Annotated in this window: 16 protein-coding genes and 1 other annotated feature (1 of these 17 cut by a window edge); of the genes, 13 read left to right on the forward strand and 3 right to left on the reverse strand. The window is 44.5% G+C overall.

The features are described from left to right. Positions 1–100, forward strand: a binding site (T-box leader) (it extends 164 nt beyond the left edge of the window). Between the two features lie 95 nt (positions 101–195). Continuing rightward, positions 196–1,881: a carbon starvation CstA family protein gene (locus DXD06_RS05680; protein ID WP_117830972.1), complete on the forward strand. Its 1,686-nt coding sequence runs from the start codon at positions 196–198 to the stop codon at positions 1,879–1,881. A gap of 1 nt (position 1,882) precedes the next feature. Here the strand turns inward: DXD06_RS05680 and DXD06_RS05685 are convergent, their stop codons facing one another. Continuing rightward, positions 1,883–2,725, reverse strand: coding sequence for an AraC family transcriptional regulator (locus DXD06_RS05685; RefSeq protein WP_055066823.1), 843 nt, complete (start codon positions 2,723–2,725; stop codon positions 1,883–1,885). A 169-nt stretch (positions 2,726–2,894) separates the two neighbouring features. On the opposite strand from DXD06_RS05685, the gene DXD06_RS05690 reads away from it, so the two are divergent. From DXD06_RS05690 to gtfA, 5 genes are read left to right on the forward strand one after another with little or no spacing between them, the layout of a single operon-like run. After that, the gene (locus DXD06_RS05690; RefSeq protein ID WP_117830973.1) at positions 2,895–4,196 is read left to right on the forward strand and encodes an ABC transporter substrate-binding protein; all 1,302 of its coding nucleotides are present in this window, start codon (positions 2,895–2,897) and stop codon (positions 4,194–4,196) included. Next, on the forward strand, positions 4,193–5,068 hold the full coding sequence (locus DXD06_RS05695; RefSeq protein ID WP_117830974.1) for a carbohydrate ABC transporter permease: 876 nt from the start codon (positions 4,193–4,195) through the stop codon (positions 5,066–5,068). The genes DXD06_RS05690 and DXD06_RS05695 overlap by 4 nt, the downstream gene beginning before the upstream one ends. Then, the gene (locus DXD06_RS05700) at positions 5,065–5,907 is read left to right on the forward strand and encodes a carbohydrate ABC transporter permease (RefSeq protein ID WP_022046748.1); all 843 of its coding nucleotides are present in this window, start codon (positions 5,065–5,067) and stop codon (positions 5,905–5,907) included. The genes DXD06_RS05695 and DXD06_RS05700 overlap by 4 nt, the downstream gene beginning before the upstream one ends. Before the next feature lie 22 nt (positions 5,908–5,929). Then, positions 5,930–8,737 carry an alpha-galactosidase gene (locus DXD06_RS05705; protein ID WP_117830975.1) on the forward strand — a complete coding sequence of 936 codons (2,808 nt, stop codon included), beginning with the start codon at positions 5,930–5,932 and terminating at the stop codon, positions 8,735–8,737. Further along, positions 8,727–10,202, forward strand: a complete 1,476-nt coding sequence (gtfA, locus tag DXD06_RS05710) for a sucrose phosphorylase (protein WP_117830976.1) — start codon at positions 8,727–8,729, stop codon at positions 10,200–10,202. The genes DXD06_RS05705 and gtfA overlap by 11 nt, the downstream gene beginning before the upstream one ends. A 73-nt stretch (positions 10,203–10,275) precedes the next feature. Here the strand turns inward: gtfA and DXD06_RS05715 are convergent, their stop codons facing one another. Next, positions 10,276–10,845, reverse strand: coding sequence for a M48 family metallopeptidase (locus DXD06_RS05715; protein WP_117830977.1), 570 nt, complete (start codon positions 10,843–10,845; stop codon positions 10,276–10,278). A 223-nt stretch (positions 10,846–11,068) separates the two neighbouring features. Here DXD06_RS05715 and DXD06_RS05720 point away from each other — a divergent pair, with 223 nt between their 5' ends. Then, positions 11,069–12,772, forward strand: coding sequence for a methyl-accepting chemotaxis protein (locus DXD06_RS05720; RefSeq protein ID WP_117830978.1), 1,704 nt, complete (start codon positions 11,069–11,071; stop codon positions 12,770–12,772). Positions 12,773–12,911: 139 nt separating this feature from the next. Here the strand turns inward: DXD06_RS05720 and DXD06_RS05725 are convergent, their stop codons facing one another. Then, entirely contained in the window at positions 12,912–13,553 is a 642-nt protein-coding gene (locus DXD06_RS05725) for a Crp/Fnr family transcriptional regulator (RefSeq protein WP_117830979.1), read from the reverse strand. Between the two features lie 262 nt (positions 13,554–13,815). Here DXD06_RS05725 and DXD06_RS05730 point away from each other — a divergent pair, with 262 nt between their 5' ends. The 6 genes from DXD06_RS05730 (at position 13,816) to DXD06_RS05755 (ending at position 19,514) form a co-directional block, all read left to right on the forward strand. Next, positions 13,816–14,139 carry a type II toxin-antitoxin system Phd/YefM family antitoxin gene (locus DXD06_RS05730; protein WP_117830980.1) on the forward strand — a complete coding sequence of 108 codons (324 nt, stop codon included), beginning with the start codon at positions 13,816–13,818 and terminating at the stop codon, positions 14,137–14,139. 38 nt (positions 14,140–14,177) lie between these two features. Continuing rightward, the gene (locus DXD06_RS05735; RefSeq protein ID WP_330418155.1) at positions 14,178–14,465 is read left to right on the forward strand and encodes a type II toxin-antitoxin system RelE family toxin; all 288 of its coding nucleotides are present in this window, start codon (positions 14,178–14,180) and stop codon (positions 14,463–14,465) included. 154 nt (positions 14,466–14,619) lie between these two features. Then, positions 14,620–15,186: a helix-turn-helix domain-containing protein gene (locus DXD06_RS05740; protein ID WP_117830982.1), complete on the forward strand. Its 567-nt coding sequence runs from the start codon at positions 14,620–14,622 to the stop codon at positions 15,184–15,186. Between the two features lie 349 nt (positions 15,187–15,535). Beyond that, positions 15,536–16,483 carry a glycoside hydrolase family 43 protein gene (locus DXD06_RS05745; RefSeq protein ID WP_117830983.1) on the forward strand — a complete coding sequence of 316 codons (948 nt, stop codon included), beginning with the start codon at positions 15,536–15,538 and terminating at the stop codon, positions 16,481–16,483. After that, the gene (locus DXD06_RS05750) at positions 16,476–17,999 is read left to right on the forward strand and encodes a glycoside hydrolase family 43 protein (RefSeq protein ID WP_158569488.1); all 1,524 of its coding nucleotides are present in this window, start codon (positions 16,476–16,478) and stop codon (positions 17,997–17,999) included. The genes DXD06_RS05745 and DXD06_RS05750 overlap by 8 nt, the downstream gene beginning before the upstream one ends. 6 nt (positions 18,000–18,005) lie before the next feature. Beyond that, entirely contained in the window at positions 18,006–19,514 is a 1,509-nt protein-coding gene (locus DXD06_RS05755) for an alpha-N-arabinofuranosidase (protein WP_055260860.1), read from the forward strand. The last annotated feature ends 19 nt before the right edge of the window (positions 19,515–19,533 follow it).

The raw sequence follows: 19,533 nt of genomic DNA on the forward strand, positions 1-19,533 counted from the left end.
TTTCTGCAGAGGGGAGTCTGTTGAGATGAGAGTGAGTGGTCGTTTCATACGGCAAATAAAGTGGTAACGCGGAAGCATAACATAAGCCTTCGTCTTTATATACTGATAAGAGGTATATAGTGACGGAGGTTTTTTATTCCTGTTCCATTCTCTTTGCAAATATTAAGAAGGGAGTCGCCAAATGGCGAAAAAACAATGAATGGTTTAGTTATCGTATTAATTGCAATTGTAGTACTTGGTGCCGGCTATCTGTTATACGGACGCTGGCTTGCCAGCAAATGGGGGCTGGATCCGAAAGCAAAAACTCCGGCTTATACGCATGAAGATGGACAGGATTATGTTCCTTCCTCCAAACTGACAGTGTTTGCCCATCAGTTTTCTTCCATTGCAGGTGCGGGACCTGTCACCGGACCGATCCTGGCATCCGTATTCGGCTGGGTGCCGGTATTGTTATGGCTGCTGATCGGAGGTCTGTTTTTTGGAGCCGTGCAGGATTTTGGAGCACTGTATGCTTCCGTTAAAAATGAAGGAAAATCGATGGGAATGATCATCGAGAAATACATCGGAAGAACCGGCCGGAAATTATTTATGCTGTTCTGCTGGCTGTTTACACTTCTGGTTATGGCAGCTTTTACCGATATGGTTGCCGGAACGTTTGTCGGAAAAGGTGTGGAAGGGATGACAAAGGCAACAGGCTATGCGAATTCCGCAGCAGCATCCATTTCCATGTTGTTTATCGTTGTTGCCATCATCTTTGGCCTGATTCAGAAAAAGGTCGGGAAAATGAAAGAGTGGGTTCGCGCAGTGGTTGCCATTGCCCTGTTGGTTGTCATGTTTATCATTGGTATGAAACTTCCAATGTATGCGACAAAGAGTACCTGGATCTATATTGTTATGGCATATCTGTTCCTTGCCTCTGTCATGCCGATGTGGCTGCTCATGGAGCCGCGTGATTACATGACCACTTTCATGCTGCTGGGCATGATCATTGGTGCGGTTGTCGGTGTCATTGCAGAGCATCCGACTATGAAGCTGAATGCATTTAGCGGATTTAATGTAGATGGCAGTTATCTGTTCCCTACCTTATTTGTAACGATTGCCTGTGGTGCGGTATCCGGATTCCACAGTCTGGTTTCTTCCGGAACATCATCAAAGACCATCAGTAATGAGAAAGATATGCCGATGGTCGGTTATGGTGCCATGGTGGTAGAGTCACTGCTCGGAGTCATTGCACTGGTTGTTGTTGGTGCGGTTGCCGTAAACGGAACAAAGCCGGAGGGTACTCCGTTTTCTATTTTCTCTGCTGGTGTTGCAGGATTTTTCGAAAAATTCGGTATTCCGGTACAGGTTGCTACCGTATTTATGACGATGTGTGTATCTGCACTGGCACTGACCTCTCTCGATTCTGTTGCACGGATCGGACGTATGTCGTTTCAGGAGCTGTTTTACGGGGATACTACTGACACTTCCAAGATGCCGGGCTGGCAGAAAGTTCTGACTAATAAATATTTTGCAACAATTATTACCTTATTCTTTGGTTATTTACTGACTCTTGGCGGATACAATAATATCTGGCCACTGTTTGGTTCTGCGAACCAGCTGCTTGCAGCACTTGTACTGATTGCACTTGCGGTATTCTTAAAGACAACTGGAAGAACCGGCTGGACACTTTACATACCGATGTTTGTTATGCTGGCAGTTACGTTTACCGCACTGATCCAGAAGACCATTGCACTGGTTTCCAATATTGCCGGTGGTCAGGCAACTTTCCTGGTAGACGGTCTGCAGTTTATCGTGGCTATTCTTCTGATGGTTCTCGGTGTGCTGGTTGCATTCAGCTGTCTGAAGAAACTGTTTACTGCAAAGAAGCAGGAAGCATAAGCTATTTGTTCTGTTTTCTCCATTCCCGCGGAGAAACACCATAAATATTTTTAAATGCACGGGAAAAATGAAGCTGATTTTCGTATCCGACAGCAGAGCCGACATCTGCAATGGATAAGGAAGTCAGCTTTAATAATTCCGTAGCCTTTACCATGCGGTAGTTCATAAGAAATTCCTGTGGGGAGCGACCGGTCGAGTTGCGGAAGATTTTTCCGAAATAACTCCGGTTGATGCCACATACCGCAGCGATATCTTCAATCGAAATAGTATTCTGAAAATTCTGTTCCATATAATTGATCGCTTCTTTTATATAATAGTCACTCATGCGCCCACTGGAGATCAGCGTTGCTGATTTTGCCGACTGCAGCAGATAATCCAAAAACAGATACAGATGCCCGATCAGATGGAAGGAGGATTCCTGCGGATGATTGACGATATAAAGCATTTCATCGGCAAGTTTTTCCCGTAATTCTTTGGAATGGGAATGATAAACGGGCGCGTCTTTGCACAAATCTGTGACACTTAAAGCCTCTTTTACACGTAAGCCGTCAAATTCGATCCACATATATTCCCATGGAAGCTGTTCATCGGCAATGTAAGTATTGATCTGCCCCGGGAAAATCATAAATCCCTGTCCGCTTTTTACGGAATAGGTCTGTGTATCCCCTTTTGCATTGTCTGCCATAAGCGTTCCGGTTCCGGAAAGAACATAGTGAAACAGATAGTGGTTGCGTGTTGCAGGTCCGAAAGAATGACCGGGATCACACTGTTCGTATCCAAACTGATACATGCACAGATCAATAAAATTTTCATTTGGAAAAATATTAAAAAATGTATTACTCATAAAACACTCCGTATATACCAAAATGCGATATTAGTATCTATTATAGCACAAAATATTGCATTTAGGTATAAAATTAAAAAAATATGGGTATTTAAGGACGCATAAAGGTATGTTATAATCAGATTATCAAAAAGGCAAGCGGATATATTTAAGAAAAGGAGAGAGGAATATGGCAAAAAGGAATATTTTCCGTGGTCTTGCGGCTGTGCTTGCACTTGGTATGTGTATGACAGGACTTGCTGGATGCGGAAGCGAAAAAAGGGCGGATGGAAAAACGGAGATTGAAGTGGTTTCCTACAAACCAGAAGCAGTTAAGGCATTTGAAAAAATTGAAAAGCAGTTCAATGAAACACATGATGACATTCATTTGACGATTTCATCTCCAAATGAAGCAATGACCATTTTAAAGACACGTTTTATCCGGGAGGATTATCCGGATATCATCGCAATCGGAGGAGATATCAACTACTCCAATTTTTTAGATGCAGACCTGTTTGAAGATATTTCCGATCTGGATGAAGTCCAGACCGTAAAACAGGCATATCTGGATATGGATAAGGAACTGGAGTTTATTCCAAAGGATGGCACGTATGCACTTCCATATGTGGCAAACGCGGCAGGAATTTTATATAACAAAGATCTGTTTGAGGAAAATGGCTGGAAAGTTCCGACCACCTGGCAGGAATTTACCACACTGTGTGATGAAATAAAGCAAAGCGGAACACTTCCGCTGTATCTGGGCTTTAAAGATACCTGGACCTGTCTGGCTCCGTGGAATGCGCTGGCAGTCGGACTTACCGATTCGGATACCTGCAATCAGGTAAATATGGGAAATACCACATTTTCCGATACGTATGGACCGGTAGCAGAAAAGATGCGTGCGCTTTTGGATTACGCCGAAAAAAATCCGTATGCATACGGTTATAACGATGCATGTACAGCATTTGCCCGCGGGGAATCTGCCATGTATCCGATCGGAAGCTATGCGATCCCGCAGATCAAATCGGTCAACCCGGACATGAATATCGGCTCTTTTACATTTCCTGCAAATGATGAGGAATCAGACAATGTATTAAATTCAGGAATTGATTTACAGTTTTCTGTGATGAAAGCATGCAAAAACAAAGAAGCAGCATATGAAGTTTTAAAATATCTGTATGACGATGAAACCATTCAGATTTATCTGGATGATCAGGGCGGAATTGCCTGCAAGGATGGGGATTTTGCAATTCCGGAAACACTCAAGGATATGCGTCCTTACATTGAAAATAACCGCATGGCAGATTATCAGGATCACCATTATCCGAGTGAGATGAGTGTGGATGCCATGATCCAGACGTTCCTGCTGGATACAAGCGACAATGCACAGGAAAAGTTTTTGAAAAAATTTGATTCCGGCTGGAAACGCTACAACCGGGATCTGATTCGGAAAGTACAGGATTATCAGAAAGAACAGGAGGATGCACAATGAAAAAGAAAATGTCAAACAGGGACAAAACATTCTGGGCGGTTGTCATACCGGTTGTGATCTTATTTTTTGCATTCAATACACTTCCAATGATCAAAGGTGTGATTTACAGTTTTACCAATTATAAAGGATATGGAACTTACGATTATGTCGGATTCCGGAACTATGCAGATCTGTTTACGGATTCCCGCGTGGGAAAAAGCTATTTGTTTACGTTTAAATATGCACTGGCAGGAACGATACTGGTAAATGTGCTGAGTCTGATCATGGCAGTTGGATTAAACAGTGCAATCCGTTTTAAAAGTGCACTGCGCGGTATTTACTTTGTACCGAATATTTTAGGAGGACTTGTCATCGGCTATATTTTTAGTTTTATTTTTACTTACATTCTTCCAACTGTGGGAAATGTGTTCCATATTGGATTTTTACAGAACAGTATTCTTGCAAGTGAAAAATACGCGTGGATTGGTGTGCTGATTGTTGGTGTATGGCAGGCAGTTGCCATGAATACCATTATTTATATTTCCGGTCTGCAGACCGTCCCGGAGGAAGTTTACGAGGCGAGTATGCTTGATGGAGCAAGTAAATGGAAACAGTTCTGGAAAGTAACATTTCCACTGGTTATGCCGTTTGTAACAATCAATCTGGTATTGAGCACAAAGAATTTTCTCATGGTATTCGACCAGATCATGTCTTTGACCAAGGGAGGTCCGGCACAGAGCACCGAATCGATCTCTTACCTGATTTATAAAAATGGTATGGATGGCGGACAGTTTGGATTCCAGAGTGCAAATGCAGTTATTTTCTTTATTGTGATTGTGGCAATTTCACTTTTCCAGATGACAGTCATGAATAAGAAGGAGGAGCAGTTATGATGAAAGAAAAACAGAAAACAAACCGGATACTTACGATTGTTCTGATTTTGGGGACGGTTACCGTATTTTTTCCACTGTATATGGCAGCGATCATTGCGTTTAAGAAACCAAGTGAGATGACAAACGATGTGGCGGGTGCACTTTCTTTCCCGAAACAATGGAGTTTTGAAAACTTCCGTCAGGCAATGGAAGTGACCGATTTCTGGCGTTCTCTTGGAAACAGTTTACTGATCACTCTGGTAACGATCGTACTGGCAATTCTGATCCACTCGATTGCAGGCTATGTGATCGGGCGGGGCATGGCAAGAAGAAAAAGTTTCCGTTTTATCTATCTGTATATTGTCAGTGGTATGTTTGTTCCATTTTCCATCTTAATGATGCCTCTGGTAAAACAGACGGCACACATGGGACTTGGAAACCGTGCCGGTGTCATCGTGTTGTATCTGGTATTTTACATGCCAATGAATGTCCTGCTTTACAGTGGATATTTAAAAAATATTCCGGAAGCACTCGAAGAAGCAGCAGATATTGATGGGGCAAGTACCTGGACGACTTACTGGAGAGTGGTATTCCCGATGATGAAACCGATGCATGCGACGGTTGCGATTCTGACAGCCCTTGGAACATGGAACGATGTTATGACACCGCTTGTGATCATGTCCGGAACCGGACAGAATACGCTGCCGCTTGCACAGCTTAACTTCCAGACACAGTTTGGAACCAATTACAATCTGGCGTTTGCCTCCTATATTCTGGCACTGATCCCGATCCTGATCTTTTATATGATCTGTCAGAAACAGATTTTGAATGGTGTGGCAAACGGTGCAGTCAAAGGATAAAAAATAAAACGAGGTGGCTTCTATGGCAATTATATACAATCCAAATAAAAAAATATTTACCCTGCATACGGCGCATACAACCTATCAGATGCAGGTCGACCCACTGGGATATCTGCTGCATCTGTACTATGGGGAAAAAACAAACAGTTCCATGGATTATGTCTTAACCTATGCAGACCGCGGATTTTCCGGAAATCCTTATGCAGCGGGCATGGACCGCACCTATTCGCTGGATGCGCTGCCACAGGAGTATCCGTCCCTTGGCACTGGAGATTACCGCAATATTGCACTGAATATCAAAAATGAAAAAGGGGTGGAAAGTGCAGATCTGCTTTTTAAGAGCTATGAGATCCGAAGCGGCAAGTATCAGTTACAGGGACTTCCGGCTGTCTGGGCAGATGAAAACGAAGCACAGACACTGGAAATAGTCCTTGCAGATGAAAACGCACAGGTTGAAGTGCATCTGCTGTATGGCGTTTTAGAAGAAACCGATATCATTACAAGGAGTGTCCGGATTAAAAATACGGGAACCGGACAGATTACGATCGAAAAGGCAGCGGCAGCCTGTCTGGATTTTGTACAGGGAGATTTTGATGTCCTGCGGTTTTATGGAAAGCATGCCATGGAGCGCAATCTGGAGCGCACCCCGCTGGGACATGGAACGATTGCGTTTGGCAGCCGCAGGGGAACATCCAGCCATCAGTATAATCCGGCAGTGATTCTGGCAGAAAAAGGGACAACAGAGACGGCAGGCAGCTGCTATGGCATGCTGTTTGTATACAGCGGCAATTTCTCCTGTGAGGCGGAAAAAGACCAGTTCAACCAGACGCGCCTGCTTCTTGGATTAAATGAAGAACTGTTTTCCTACCCGCTCGCGGCTGGAGAAACCTTTACGGTGCCGGAAGTCATTTTATCCTATTCGGCAGATGGATTGTCTGCATTGTCGCAGCAGTATCATAACTGCATCCGCAACCATGTATGCCGCAGCAAATATGTCCATATGCAGCGTCCGGTGCTGATCAACAGCTGGGAGGCAGCCTATTTCGATTTTACGGGAGATACGATTGTGGATCTGGCAAAAGAAGCCGCTTCCCTTGGAATTGATATGGTAGTGATGGATGACGGTTGGTTCGGGAAAAGAAATGATGACAATTCTTCCCTTGGGGACTGGCAGGTCAACGAAAAGAAACTGGGGGGCAGTCTGGCAGATCTTATTACCCGTGTGCATGAGCAGGGCGTGAAATTTGGCATCTGGATTGAGCCGGAGATGGTCAATGAAGACAGTGATCTGTACCGGGCGCATCCGGATTGGGCAATCCGGATTCCCGGGAAAAAGCCGGTGCGCTCGAGAAACCAGCTACTGCTTGATTTTTCCAGAAAAGAAGTGCGCGACTGTGTATTTGACCAGATCTGTGCCGTGCTCGATCAGGGAAAAATTGATTATGTCAAGTGGGATATGAACCGCAGCATGGCAGATGTTTATGCCGGAAATCTTTCCTATGATTATGTGCTTGGTGTCTATGATTTCATGGAGCGTTTGTGCAGCCGCTATCCGGATCTTCTGCTGGAGGGATGCAGCGGTGGCGGCGGCAGGTTTGACGCAGGAATGCTTTATTATTCCCCACAGATCTGGTGCAGCGACAATACCGATGCGATCAACCGCACAAGAATCCAGTACGGAACTTCGTTTTTCTATCCGGTTTCCGCGATGGGGGCGCATGTTTCGGCGGTGCCAAATCACCAGACCGGACGGGTGACAAGTTTCCATACCCGTGGGGTGACGGCGATGGCGGGAACTTTCGGTTACGAATTAAACCCGGCGCTTTTATCGGATGAGGAAAAACAGCAGATCCGGGAGCAGATCAAAACGTACAAGAAGTATGAAACGCTCATTAACGAGGGAACGTACTGGCGGCTGTCGGATCCGTTTACGGATGAAATTGCGGCATGGATGTCCGTCTCAGAGCAACAGGATCATGCACTGGTAAGCGTAGTGCGTCTTATGGCAGAGGCAAATCAGGCGACCGTTTATGTCCGCCTGCGTGGGTTAAAACCGGATGCCGTGTATCTGGAAGAACAGAGCGGCAGGCAGTATTCCGGTGCAGCACTGATGCATGCGGGAATTCCGCTTCCGCCGTTTACCGGAGAATATGAGGCATATCAGTTTTCTCTTACAGAGCTGAAAGAGGCTGGAACATTATATGAAAAAGTGCAGAAATGGTGTGACAGGAATGCCAAAAATCGAGTGGTCATCAGCCTTTACGGTGGTTCCGGTTCCGGAAAAACAACACTCGCAACGGCATTGCAGCAGTACTTTTTAAATGACGGAACTGGTTGTTATCTGCTCTCGGGCGATGATTATCCACACCGGATTCCAAAACGCAATGATGAAGAACGGATGCGTGTGTATAAAGAAACGGGGGAAGATGGACTGCGTGGATATCTCGGAACAAAGAAAGAGATTGACTTCGACCGGATCAATGAAGTGCTTGCGGCATTTCATGAGGGAAAAGATACGATCACATTGCGGCATATGGGACGGGAAGATGGCGAGATTTCATCGGAAGAAACCGATTTTTCCGGAATATCCGTATTACTTCTGGAGTGGACACACGGAGGCAGTGACGATTTACATGGTGTGGATCTGCCCGTCTTTCTGGAAAGTTCCCCAGAGGAGACCAGGGAGCGGCGTATCCGCAGAAACCGCGATGAGAATGCCGCAAGCCCGTTTATCTGCCGCGTGGTAGAACTGGAACAGGAAAAACTTGAAGTGCAGCGCAAAAATGCAGGATTAATCGTGGGAAAGGACGGAAGAGTTTATGAACCATAAACCGATGCTCAATGCATATCCCGACAGTCTTGGAGGAAATCTGGGAGATATTGTAACATTGCTAAAAACTGAGGCAATGCAGGATGTATTTTCTTCTTTTTACATTCTGCCGAGCCTGTATCATTCCGATCTCGACCGGGGATTTTCCGTGATCGACTATGACCTGAATGAGCAGCTTGCCAACCGGGAAGACCTTGACCAGTTAAAGAATATGGGGATTGACTTGAAACTGGATTTTATTTTAAACCATGCTTCCGCACAGTCCCCACAGTTTCAGGATCTTGTGGAAAAAGGGGAGGCTTCTGCGTACCGCGATTTCTTCATCGACTGGAACCGCTTCTGGGAAGGGCATGGAACCATGACGGAGGAAGGCTATATCCAGCCGGAGGAAAGCTGCCTGAAGCAGATGTTTTTCCGCAAACCCGGGCTGCCGATCCTGATGGTGGAATTTCCGGATGGAAAAAAGGTGCCGTACTGGAATACCTTTTATCAGGAAGTGCATGGCAGACACTATCTCGGACAGATGGATGTAAACATCCAGTCGCCAAAGGTGTGGGAGTTTTATCGTGAAACACTGGAGAAAATAGCTTCTTACGGAGCGGCGATCGTGCGGCTGGATGCCTTTGCCTATGCGCCGAAGACACCGGGAAAGAAAAACTTCCTCAATGATCCGGAGACATGGGAACTTTTACAGAAGATTCATGCGCTGGCAGAACCTTTGGGACTTACGCTTTTGCCGGAGATCCACGCAGCGTATGACGAAAAAATATACCAGACGCTTGCAGAAAAAGGCTATGCGACCTACGACTTTTTCCTGCCGGGACTGGTCATTGATGCGATTGAGAACAGGCGCGGAACATACCTTGCGGCATGGGCGAAGGAAATTGTGGAAAAGAAGATCTCCACGGTCAACATGCTCGGCTGTCACGACGGCATCCCGCTTCTGGATTTAAAGGGACTGCTTCCAAAAGAGGAGATCCAGTCGTTAATTGACCGGATTGTATCCCGTGGGGGCATGGTCAAAAATTTACATGGACAAAAGAATCTGTATTATCAGGTAAATGCCACATATTACAGTGCACTTGGGGAATCGGATCAGAAGATGCTTCTGGCGCGGGCAATTCAGATGTTTATGCCGGGCAAACCGCAGATCTGGTATCTGGATCTGTTTGCCGGAAAAAATGACCATGAAGCGGTGCAGCGTGCGGGGGAATCCGGACATAAGGAAATCAACCGGACAAATCTTTCCGTTGATCAGATCGCGGAAGGACTGAAAAAAGATGTGGTTCAAAAACAGCTTGCGCTAATCCGTATGAGGAATACCCATAAGGCATTTTCGGAAGGTGCAGAGGTGACAATCTCCGGAGAGGAGAGTTCTCTGGAAATCCGCTGGGAATATGACGGGGCATATGCCGAATTGCATGTAAATTTTGAAGAGGGGACTTATACAATAGAAAGTAATTGAGAACAGAACGATATTACATGTAAAAAATAACATGAAAGCAGGAAGGAGATGCAGGAATACCGGTATCTCCTTCTTATGGGTTTAAATCCATAAGCTCATTGCCATGTTCCCGTAACCATTTGCGGGAAACCTTATAGTCTGGAAGCACACGCTCCACCTGTGCCCAGAAGCGTGGTGAATGGTTCATCTCCAGCCGGTGGCACAGCTCATGGACAACCACGTAATCCAGCACTTCCGGCGGTGCTTTCATCAGCAGGCAGTTAAAGTTAAGATTGCCCTTTGCACTGCAGCTTCCCCAGCGTGTACGCTGGTTTCGTATGGTGATCCTGCCATAGGTCACGCCGACAACCGGGGCATAAAACTGTACCCGTTCCGGAATTACGCGCAGTGCTTCATCTGCAAGCACCTGCAATTCCCCGGGATTTAAAGGTGCGGCTTTCGGGCGTGCAGCTTCCAATTTTTGTTTTTGTTCCATTTCCCGGAGATGGGCATACAGCCAGTCTGATTTTTCATCGACAAATTTACGGATCTGCCAGTCTGCCATCCAGTAAGGTGCCCTTACCAGAACCGATAAATCCGGACGGATTTCCAGTGCAACGGTTTTTCTTTTGCTTCGGATTATTCGAATCTGTGCTTTTTCCATTTCATTTCCATTTCCAACAATATATGTAAAACAGATGTTTTGTGCTATGTCATCATTGTACCATCATTTTATTGGAATGCAAAGGGGACAAACCAGGGGGGGAGTTCTGAGTGTGGAAAAAGATAAAATTCGCATATTTTCGACAGAAACATTGCAGTGGGAGGAAAAAAGGCGTATGATAAAAATAGTGTTTTAAAGCGGAATAAAGAAAGGAACAGAGAAAATGGAAGGACGAAAAAAAATGGAAGAGTTTTACCGAAAACTGAAGGTAGGAATGAAGTTGAAGTATGCATTTACTACAGTCATTGTAACGTTTGCTGTTGCTATGGTTGTTTCGCTTGTTTCCATTGTAATGATGAATGTGGATACTTATAAGTTTTACAAGCAAGCATATGCTAACAGCACATTGCAGATGGAAATCCGTAAAGATATACAGCTTGTGGGAAAATATATTTTGTGGTCGATGACAACCGATGATACAGCTTCCACACAGAGTTATCTTAATTCGGCACAGCAGTATGCAGATCAGGTTGGAAAAAATGTTACCACACTGGAGAAGTCTTTTCATGATAAAAAGGAAGTTGCGGAATTAAAAGATGCGATAGAAGAACTGAAAAAACAGCGGGTAGCGCTCATGGAACTGGCGCAGCAGAATAAAAATGACGAAGCTCTGGCACTGTTTAATTCCGATTATAATGATGCAACAGAGAAACTTCAGGATATATTGGTTGATATCGGAAAAGTGGCATCCGCAGAGGCAAAGAGTCAGTATACATCTGCCAGGGTAACGGGAATTGTGAGCATTATTCTGATGATTCTCATAGGAACAGGAGCAGTGGCTTTCTCCACTGTCATCCGGACCACCATTACCGGAATTATGCTAAAGCCAATTCAGGAACTGGAAGGTGCAGCTGAGAAACTGAAAGCAGGACAGCTTGATGTGGAAATAAATTATGAATCTCCAGACGAACTCGGAAAACTTGCCGGTAATTTCCGGCAGGCATGCAAAACTCTGGAGGTGATTGTGCAGGATACCAGTTATCTTCTGGGAGAAATGGCAGAAGGAAATTTCAATGTATCCAGTAATAATGCACAGATTTATATTGGTAATTTCAGACAGCAGTATGAGTCCATAAGCAAATTAAAACATGAACTGAGTGATACCCTGACACAGATTAATGAAGCATCTGAGCAGGTGGCATCCGGTTCCGGGCAGCTGGCAGGCGGGGCACAGGCTTTGGCAGAAGGTGCCACCGATCAGGCAGGTGCAATAGAAGAACTGACAGCAACGGTAGAGAGTGTCAGCGGAATTGCAGAATCCAGCGCAGAGAGCGCTTCCGGGGCTTACCAGATGGTACGCACTGCCGTAGAACAGGCAGATCAAAGCAGAGAAGAATTACAGGCATTGACCAATGCCATGGAGCGGATCAGCAGTACCTCACAGGAAATCCAAAACATCATCGGTTCCATCGAGGAGATTGCAAGTCAGACCAACCTGTTGTCCCTGAATGCTTCCATTGAGGCAGCACGTGCCGGGGAAGCCGGAAAAGGTTTTGCGGTTGTGGCAGATCAGATCGGAAAACTGGCGGGTGATAGTGCACAGGCGGCAGTCAATACTCGCGATCTGATTGAAAAATCTCTGCAGGAAATTGAAAACGGAAACCAGATTACAGAAAAGACGGTTGCTGCATTAAATAAGATTCTTGAATCCATGAATGATTTTGCGAATGCGGCAAAGGGCGCCAGCGAGAGTTCTACTGAGCAGGCAGATATGTTAAAGCAGATCGAGCAGGGAATCGAGCAGATTTCCAGTGTCGTACAGAGCAACTCCGCAGCTGCGGAAGAGACTTCTGCAACAAGCCAGGAGCTTTCCGCACAGTCGGAAGGACTGAAAAATCTGGTTGGCAGGTTTAAGCTGGCAGAGTAGGAGAACATAATAAAAAGGAATCCTGTCCGGAAAGATATCCGGACAGGGTTCCTTTTTTTGTAACCTTTCCGATTTTTCGTTTGTATTATTAGTGAAAGGCCTTTGAAAATGAAACATAAAGGAGCGGCTCATGAGACAATCAGTACAGGGTAAACGCATTTTTCCGGGTGGTCAGAATTCCTTCGTCCCGCATTTTGCCAAGCTCTTTGGAAAGCGCACTGCGGTCGACATTCAGATAGTCCGCCAGCCCCTGTCGGTCAAACGGAATCTTAAAATGATTGCTGCCGGCTTTTGCCGCCTGGTTTGACAGATAGACAAGCAGCCGCCCGCGGATCGTTTTCGGGGTTGTACAGAAAATCCGCTGGGAGAGCGCGAGATTTTTGCGCAGGGAGATCTGTAGCAGATTCCGGATAAATTTTGGCTGCCAGGTGCTTGCGGGATGCGGCGTGTGGACGAGAATATCCAGATTCCAGAATAGAATATCGGTCTGCTGGGCAGCAACCGCATCGACCATCAGTGTTTCGCGGGAAAATGCATAAGTTTCCCCGAAAACCTGTCCGGCACCGATGTTGCTCAAAATGCTTTTGCTGCCCCACAGGTCGAGATTTTCAATATTAACGCTTCCGGACAGCACCAGCCCGATCTCGTGCGTGGTGCATCCGGCAGACAAAATCACTTGATTTTTTTCAAAATGTTTCTGGCGCATACCGCCCAGAGCGAGCATTTCTTTATATTCTGATTCTTCCATGCCAAGGCACAGGGGATTTTTTAAATAGATCATGGGTTTCTCCTGATGTTATTTGATAAAATAAGTATATGCAAATTTGTGTCACAGGGCAAGAAAAAGTGAACCGCCCAATGGAGATTCTATTGTGAAAAATGAGGATGGAATGTATACATATACCGTGTATAGTCCTGTGAACATGAAATAAGAACAATAAATAATAATGAAAATTATAAAGAAAATAATACAATTTTTATATTGATTCTTGGCTTGTTCCTGCATATAATATAAGTGAAATTAAACAATGGAGGTGTCTGTTATGGCAATTGCATCTGATTTTTTACAGAGTCTTGTTCCAATTTCACAATTTAACAAAGGGCAGGCTGCAAAGATATTTGATAGACTTCGTTCCGAAAAAGAACTGATTGTTTTAAAAAATAACCAGCCTTCTGCAATTATTCTGTCACCCGAAGAGTATACAAGATTAACGGAGATTGAGGAAGATTATTTTCTTTTGTTGGAAGCAAATAAACGTTTGGATGATAACGGGAATAAAGAGACTGTTTCATATGATTCAGTGATGAAACATTTGGGCATCGGTGAAGCAGAACTTTTGGAAGCGGAGGATGCAGATATCGAATGATATGGAGTATTGAGTTTTTAGAGGAAGCGGAAAAGGATATGAAAAAACTTGACCATTCAGCTCAGATACAGGTGTTAAATGGAATTAAAAAAGTCAGCCAGAATCCGTTGTCAGTGAGGGAAGGTGGATATGGGAAACCATTGGGTAATAAAAGTGGAACAAACCTTACCAATCTTATGAAGATAAAGTTCAGAGATTTGGGGATACGGGTTGTCTATAAGGTTGAGAGAGTGGGCAAAGTTATGAAAATTATTGTTGTTTCTGCCAGAACGGATGAACAGGTTTATAACGAGGCAGCAAAAAGAAGAGATAGGTATGATTTGTAATTAAACGGGATTTCCGGGCAGACATTTCATGTCCGGTGCAGAAAATACGGCAGTTCTCGCTTTATGTCGTGGTTTTTGCCGGAAAAAACAGGTATTGTAATCTGTGAAAGGAGGAGCAGATTTACATGGATGGAAAGCAAGAGGAGATTTCATTATGGATCAGAAAAAGACAGGTTATTTTTTAAAACAACTGCGCAATGAAAAGAAGCTGACGCAGGAGCAGCTTGCGGAAAAATTTCAGATCACAAGCCGCACGGTGTCACGCTGGGAGACGGGAAGCAATATGCCCGATATCAGCATGCTGTTGGAACTTGCAGATTTTTATGAAGTTGATATCCGGGAAATCATTGATGGAGAAAGGAAAAGCGAGCAGATGAATGAGGAATTAAAGGAAACCGTAATCAAAGTAACGGATTATACAGAGACAAACAACGCAAGGCTCTTAAAACGGGTACGGATCATAGGGATTACCGGTGTGATCACAATACTGATTGCAATGGTCATGGACGCAGGTGGACTGGCAGTGTCTCCGTTTTGGGAAAGTGTGAAGCGGGATCTGTATGCGTGGACGCTTGGCACGCTTATTGCAAACATACTGTATACAACGGGATGGCTCAAACGGATAAGTGAGAAAAAAGATGTCAGCAGAAAGATGCGGATAAGCGGTGTGGTATGTGCGGTGATTGTGATTATATCGCTGGTTTTGCAGGCTGTTTTATAGAAAAACACATGACGGGAGGCAAAAGCCTCCCGTTTTTTATATCACACGCCCATTTTCTTCTGAAACAGGAAATGGTCGGACATCAGAAGATAATGAAGTGATTCTTTCATAAAAATAAAAAGTCTCCTTTGTTAGTATTCTAATTGTTAGAAACCTAATAAATAATATTACATAAAATGAGAAATGTCAAATACAGGTTTTTCCACAAAAACAAATGCACAATATTGTTCAACATAACTAAAATTGTTTAAAGAAATCTAAAATAGTTGCATTTTATGTTCATCCTCTATATAATTTTAAATATAAATAAAATAATTTATAAAATTATAAAATATAGTGGAGAAAACATATGGATAAGAGACTGAAATTTAATGAACCCTGGATTCTGCAGAGAGCAGATCCGTATGTGTATGAAAAGGATGGCTGGTATTATTTTACGGCATCGGTTCCGGCATATGACAGCATTGTACTGCGCCGGGCAAAAAAACTGGCAGATCTTCCACAGGCAGAGGAAGTGATCATTTGGAAAAAGCATGAGAGTGGTCCGATGAGCAAGCATATCTGGGCACCGGAACTGCACTATCTGGAAGGAAAATGGTACATCTATTTTGCCGGTGGTGAAGAAGAGGATATCTGGAAAATCCGTCCATATGTGCTGGAATGTCAGGGGCAGGACCCATTGGCAGATGCATGGGTGGAAAAAGGCAAAATGCAGCGTGCAGATGGGGATGAATTCTCGTTTGAAGCATTCTCTCTGGACGCAACCGTATTTGAGGATGCCGGAGATTATTACTACGTGTGGGCAGAAAAGGTTGGAGTAGGCAAGCAGATTTCCAATCTTTATATTGCAAAAATGGAGTCTCCGTGCAAGCTGGCAACGGTGCAGGTGCTTCTTACAACACCGGATTATGATTGGGAACGTGTGGGATTCTGGGTAAATGAGGGACCGGCAGTGATTCATCACGGGGATAAACTGTACCTGACATATTCGGCGAGTGACACAGGGGTTGCCTATTGTGTCGGTATGCTTACTGCAACCAGCGGAACGGATCTGCTGGATCCGTTAAATTGGAGAAAGGAGCGTCATCCGGTATTACAAAGCAGTTATGAAAAAGGAATTTACGGACCGGGACATAATTCTTTTACCAAAGATGAAGACGGAAATGATATCATGGTATACCATGCACGCACAGAAACAGAGATAGAGGGAAATCCTCTCTATAATCCAAACCGTCATGCACATCTAATGCAGGTTCAATGGGATGAAAACGGAAAGCCGGTGTTTGCGTATGATTAAGAAAAAAATGGTTCGTGTGTTGACCGTTGCAGGGCTTCTGGCATGCCTTGCATCCGGTTGTGCCTCCGGCGGTTCTTCCGTTGGGAAGGAGGCTGCGGCAGATGAGATAAAAAAAGGCGGATTTACGGTTGCAGCATCCTGTCACGATCCGCAGATCATCAGGGAAGGCGATACATATTATATGTTCGGCAGTCATATGGTAGGGGCAAAGTGTCAGGACCTGCGTAAATGGAATTATTTTGCAAATGGTGTTGATGCAGCAAATACACTGTTTGACAATTTGCTGACAGAGCCGTACGCTGCCTTTGATTTTGTCGGAAAGAACACAGATAATGGGTATTCTGTCTGGGCATCAAATGTAATTTACAATGAGACAATGAAGAAATATGTCATGTATTTCTGTACGACATCTTCTTATGTGAAATCGACTCTCTGTTTTGCAACTGCAGACAATATAGAGGGACCGTATACTTATGTGGATACGATTTTATATTCCGGATATGGAAAAAGCAATATCAGCGAAACGAATTTGTACGATGTACTCGGGAAAAATGCAGATATTTCCAGATATCTGGAATATGGTGGATACAACAATAAGGAGTGGCCAAACTGTATTGATCCGGCGATTTTTACCGATGCAGACGGGCGGATGTGGATGAATTACGGCTCATGGTCAGGTGGTATCTTTCTGCTGGAGATTGATCCCACCACTGGATACCCGATTTATCCGGTGGATGACAAGGATGCCGATCCGTATTATGGATATCGGCTGATTGGTGGTGGACATCACTCTGCTGAGGGTCCATATATCCAGTATGACGCAGAAAACGGCTATTATTATCTGTTTGTTTCTTATGGAGACCTGCAGAGTGATGGTGGGTATCAGATTCGGCAGTTTCGCAGTGAAAAGCCAACGGGACCATATGTGGATGTGGCAGGAAATACACTGGAAGATCAGGACGATCATTTCAATTATGGTTTAAAAATGATGGGGAATTATACATTCCCGAGTTTAAATTATACCTATATGGCACCGGGCGGTCAGTCCACATTTCAGGATGATGACGGGAAATATTACATTACATATCATCAGCGGTTTGACGATGGCACAGAGTATCATGAACCGCGTGTACATCAGATGTACACAAATGAGGATGGGTGGTTTGTTGCAGCACCATTTGCCACAATGGGAGAAACTCTCTCGGAAAAGGGGTACAAAAAATCGGATGTATCCGGTACATTTTATGTAGTAAACCATGGAACAGATATCAGCAGTAAGATTCGCGAAGCGGAGGCATATACGTTTGCGGATGGAAAAGTAACCGGTGGAGAAAAAAGCGGTACATATGAGGTAAAGGAAGGCACAGATTACATTACCATTACACTGGACGGTGTCGTTTATAAAGGGGTATTAATGGAAATGACCGATGAAGCGGAAAATCCGGTGTTTTGTTTTTCGGCTGCAGGAGACAACGAGGAAACTCTCTGGGGCGTACAATATATCCAAAAGGAGTAAAGAGATATGGCAAAGTTAATGATCAACAAAAATAAAAAAGAAGGTACCATTGCACCGGAGATCTACGGGCATTTCTCGGAGCATCTGGGCAGATGCATCTATGAAGGACTCTATGTGGGTGAGAACTCTGAAATCCCGAATGTCAATGGGATGCGTACAGATGTGGTGGAAGCACTCAAAGAGATTAAGATTCCGGTATTGCGCTGGCCGGGTGGATGTTTTGCGGATGAATATCACTGGAAAGACGGAATCGGACCGAAAGAGAACCGGAAGAAAATGGTTAATACCCATTGGGGTGGTGTGGTAGAAGACAACAGTTTCGGAACGCATGAGTTCTTTGAACTTTGCCGTCAGCTTGGATGTAAAACTTACATTAACGGAAATCTTGGAAGCGGAACCGTGCAGGAGATGTCGGAATGGGTTGAATATATGACATTTAACGGGGTGTCTCCGATGGCAGATCTGCGCAAAAAAAATGGACATGAGGAGCCGTGGACCATTGATTATTTTGGTGTTGGAAATGAAAACTGGGGATGTGGGGGAAATATGCGGCCACAGTATTATGCAGATGAGTACCGCAGATATCAGACCTATGTGCGCAATTATGATCCGCAGAAACCGATCCAAAAGATCTGTGGCGGAGCAAATGTGGATGATTACGACTGGACAAGAAAGGTATTAGAGACAACCCATGATCACACCGTTCCTGAATTTCATGGATTTATGGATGGGCTTTCCCTGCATTATTATGTGCATCCGGAAGGCTGGGAAATCAAGGGAAGTGCAACGGATTTTGATGAAGAAGTGTGGTATAAGACATTAAAAAAAGCACTTTATATGGAAACTCTTGTGGAACGCCACGGAAAGATTATGGATCAGTACGATCCGGATAAAAAAATCGGAATGATCGTGGATGAGTGGGGCTGTTGGTTTACAGTTGAACCGGGAACCAATCCGGGCTTTTTATATCAGCAGAACACGGTAAGGGATGCGCTGGTTGCAGGGATCACCCTGAATATCTTTAATAAGCACTGCGATCGCGTGAAGATGGCAAATCTTGCACAGATGGTAAATGTATTGCAGTCTGTCATTCTCACAGAAGGACCAAAGATGATTAAGACGCCGACGTATCATGTATTCCATATGTACCGGCATCATCAGGGTGCAACGCTTTTGAACAGTACACTGACAGGAGTGGGCGAAACCGGTATAGGAGAATGGAAAGTTCCGGAGGTGACGGAATCTGTATCTGAGGATGCGGAGCATATCATTACGGTTACATTAAACAATCTTTCTGCGGATGAGGAAAAAGAAATAGAGATTGTGATCGCCGGAGATGAACACATATATTCTGTGAAGGAAGCAAAGGTTGTCTCGGCAGAGATGCACGCACATAATACGTTTGATGCGCCGGAACTTGTAAAAGAAGAAGTGTTTACCGCATATAAAAAGTGTGCAGATGGGATAAAAATCATGCTTCCACCATGCAGTGTGGTGGAACTGCGCCTGCAATAATGCAAAATGGACAGGATCA

The organism is Roseburia sp. TF10-5 (assembly GCF_003462365.1).
Classification (GTDB): Bacteria; Bacillota; Clostridia; order Lachnospirales; family Lachnospiraceae; genus Roseburia; species Roseburia faecis.